We start from the raw sequence: 3,309 nt of genomic DNA, 5'->3' as shown, positions 1-3,309 counted from the left end.
ACCAGGATCGCGCCGTCCATCTGGGCGGCACCGGTGATCATGTTCTTCACGTAGTCGGCGTGACCAGGGCAGTCGACGTGCGCGTAGTGACGGGCCGGGGAATCGTACTCGACGTGCGAGGTGTTGATGGTGATACCGCGGGCCTTTTCTTCCGGAGCGTTGTCGATCTGGTCGAAGGCACGAGCGGAGCCACCCCAGGTCTCGGCGCAGACCTTGGTCAGAGCGGCAGTCAGAGTGGTCTTGCCATGGTCGACGTGACCGATGGTGCCAACGTTGACGTGCGGTTTGTTACGTTCGAATTTCTCTTTAGCCATCGAGTCACTCTCTCGTCGAGGTTCCGAAAAAAAAGCGCGCATAAAACAAAGGCAGATATTTTCATATCTGCCTTTGTTTGTTTGGAGCTCATGAGCGGATTTGAACCGCTGACCTCACCCTTACCAAGGGTGTGCTCTACCAGCTGAGCTACATGAGCGAAACACATTGCACGAACAACAAAACTGGAGCGGGTAGCGGGAATCGAACCCGCATCATCAGCTTGGAAGGCTGAGGTTCTACCACTGAACTATACCCGCGGAGCTTGCGGCTCACGCTGAATCTGGTGGAGGGGGAAGGATTCGAACCTTCGAAGTCGATGACGTCAGATTTACAGTCTGATCCCTTTGGCCACTCGGGAACCCCTCCAAACGGTGCGGCATTCTCTACATCTGCCATTCACCTGTCAAGCACTTTAACTTCTGCTTGACGCTTTCGACTTCTGCTTAGCAGTGCGTCTCAAGTGGTGCGCATGATAGAGGGATTATTCGAACTGCGCAACCCCTGTGCACGAGATAACTTCATGTTTTAGATCAGGAAAGTCTGCGGCGAGCTGCTTGAGCAACAACTCGTCGACCAAACGGCGCGCCTTGCTGGCGACACGCACCCAATATTGCTGGTAGACGCGTGGCAGCTCTCTCACCTGCGGCTCATAGCCGGCCGCCCGCAGCTTGTCTGCCACTCCCACCGCCGCCTCGAGCCGTGGGAAGACGCCCAGGAGGATACCGTTGGCGAGTTCACCCTCGGTAATCAGGTAGCTGTCGATCCCTCGCGCCTGCAACTCGCGCAATTGCCGCAGAGAGGCCTGACTGGAGGCGAGCGGTGGGATATAGACCCAGTGATCCGATCCGAATGCCGCATCGATGGTAATGACGCGTGCACTGATATCCAGGCTCAGCAGACGCTGCTCCAGCTGCCCTGCCCGCTCTGCACCGTCGAACCCACCCAGCGCCAGGCAACTCTCCGCCGCTGGCGCTGTTGCCAGCTCCGCAACTGCTGCCTGTTGCCCCACCGGCTGAGCCTCGGTGAGCAACTGCAGCGAGGCGACCGGCTGCGACGTGGCGGACGGTGCCCGCAACGACAACTCGCTGCTGACATCAGGCGTCAATCGCTGCTGCCAGGCGAATAGCCCAACATTCAGCAGGAGCAAAAGAAAAAAGACCCAACGCATGTACCACCCTCACTCGATCGGACAAGCCAGCGCCAAACCCTGGAAGACCAGATCAGCCACCAACCTCGCTCCAGGCCAGAGGTCAGCGACCAAGGGGGCATCGCCCCCTGTCAGAAGCACCTCGACGTCATCACCCAGCCACTCGCGCGCGTGCTGGCACTGCATTTCAACGAACCCTCGTAGCATGAGCAGGCACCCCCGCTCCACCGCCTCCGCCGTCCCCCGCCCCGGGGAAAGATCCTCCAACGCTCGCTCGGCTTCGATGTCCTCGTAACGGATTCGTCGAGTATGAGTACGCAGTTGCGCGCGCATCAGGGGTAATCCCGGGCAAATATATCCTCCGAGATGCCGACCATCCGGTCCGACCAGGTCGGCCGTCACGGCCGTGCCTAGATCGATGATCAGGCAGGCCCCACTTGCGAGGTGATAGCCCCCCAACACCGCCAACCAGCGATCCAATCCCAACCGCTGGTAGTCTTGGTAACCATTGGTCACACCCATGCAGTGCTGCGTCGGCACTGCCTGCCTGATGGTCATGGGATAATGCCCCGTCAGAGCGTCAAGCAACTGCTGCGTTTCACCGCCCCCACGCACGCTGACGATTCGGCACCACGCCAAATCCGGCAGCTCTAGTGATTGCAAGCTGTCAATCAATGCAGCAGAGGATTCGACGCAACCACTATGCGCAGGAGCCATTCCTTCAGCAGGCAATATCCGCCACTTGATCAGCGTATTGCCGCAGTCCAACTCAAGAATCATGCTGCAACCTCAAGCTGAGTTCGCCGCCACTGAAGACCTGCTCCTCGCCATTGACTTGCAGGCGCAGCGCTCCATCGCCCGTTACGCCCAATGCGATGCCCGCGACCGCGTGTACACCGCTTATTAGGCGAACCTCGCGGTCTTGCCATAAATGATTGGCCTCCCATTCCTCATGGAAAGCGGCGAAACCCTCATCGCGGTGAAGCCCCAGAACACAGCGAAACTCTTCGGCCAATGCTATCGCCAGCTCCGTCCGATCGACTTGGCGTTTAGTCTCGAGCTGAATGGAGGTCCACGCCTGATCGATGTCAGGCCCGCTCAACATATTGACATTGATGCCGACCCCGATGACGACATTACAGATATCCGCGGGATCGCCACTCAGCTCGAGCAGGATTCCAGCGATCTTCTTGCCTCCTGCCAGCAGATCATTGGGCCATTTCAGCCCGATATCGGACACTCCAGCGCGGCGGAGAACCCGTAATACCGCCACACCGACCACCAGGCTGAGTGCTTGCAGCTGGGTCGCTGATCGGTCGATACCGATCGCCAGGGAAAAATACAGATTCGCACCGTAGGGGCTGCACCACTGCCGCCCTCGCCGCCCGCGCCCTGCGGTCTGCGCCTCGGCAAGAACAAGGAGCGGGGGCTCCTGCCTGGCTAGCAGGCGCATCGCCATGGCATTGGTCGAATCGACACGCTCCTCGATATGCAACTGCAGGCTCGCCAGTTGGCTGCAGAGCACCTCAGGAGAAAGCAGACTGATCGGGTGCTCAAGCCGGTAACCTTTGCCGCGCACCTTAAAGAGGGCCAGCCCCGTCATTTCGTGAAGCAGCTGCAGCTGCTTCCAGACCGCACTCCGACTGATACCCAGCAGTGCCCCCAACTCCTCTCCGGAGTGAAAGCGTCCATCCGCCAGCAGACGCAACAGTTGCAAAATAACGCCCTCGGTTCAGCAAACGTGCATCATAAACGGTAGGGATACCGCACCGCAAAAATGGCCGCAAAGACGAACCCCCGACCAGCAATGCTGATCGGGGGTTCGGTATAGGTGCTTGACGATGACC

Annotated in this window: 4 protein-coding genes and 3 tRNA genes; all 7 read right to left on the bottom strand. The window is 59.2% G+C overall.

What is annotated here, in order from left to right; translation table 11 throughout:
* The coding region (locus LMJ29_RS09515) for a GTP-binding protein (protein WP_229605284.1) at nucleotides 1–314 on the bottom strand (314 nt) is incomplete at its 3' end.
* An 82-nt stretch (nucleotides 315–396) separates the two neighbouring features.
* Nucleotides 397–472, bottom strand: a tRNA-Thr gene (locus tag LMJ29_RS09510).
* Between the two features lie 26 nt (nucleotides 473–498).
* Nucleotides 499–572: transfer RNA gene (locus tag LMJ29_RS09505), tRNA-Gly, on the bottom strand.
* Between the two features lie 24 nt (nucleotides 573–596).
* Nucleotides 597–681 (bottom strand) — tRNA-Tyr (locus LMJ29_RS09500).
* 115 nt (nucleotides 682–796) lie between these two features.
* Nucleotides 797–1,483: an SPOR domain-containing protein gene (locus LMJ29_RS09495; protein WP_229605283.1), complete on the bottom strand. Its 687-nt coding sequence runs from the start codon at nucleotides 1,481–1,483 to the stop codon at nucleotides 797–799.
* Nucleotides 1,484–1,492: 9 nt separating this feature from the next.
* Nucleotides 1,493–2,242 carry a type III pantothenate kinase gene (locus LMJ29_RS09490; protein WP_229605282.1) on the bottom strand — a complete coding sequence of 250 codons (750 nt, stop codon included), beginning with the start codon at nucleotides 2,240–2,242 and terminating at the stop codon, nucleotides 1,493–1,495.
* Nucleotides 2,232–3,182 carry a bifunctional biotin--[acetyl-CoA-carboxylase] ligase/biotin operon repressor BirA gene (gene birA / locus LMJ29_RS09485; protein WP_229605285.1) on the bottom strand — a complete coding sequence of 317 codons (951 nt, stop codon included), beginning with the start codon at nucleotides 3,180–3,182 and terminating at the stop codon, nucleotides 2,232–2,234. The genes LMJ29_RS09490 and birA overlap by 11 nt, the downstream gene beginning before the upstream one ends.
* Nucleotides 3,183–3,309: the final 127 nt, after the last annotated feature.

Origin of the sequence: Pseudomonas oryzagri (genome assembly GCF_020831405.1) — a bacterium.
Classification (GTDB): Bacteria; Pseudomonadota; Gammaproteobacteria; order Pseudomonadales; family Pseudomonadaceae; genus Geopseudomonas; species Geopseudomonas oryzagri.
This window is presented reverse-complemented; position numbering and strand designations above follow the sequence as displayed.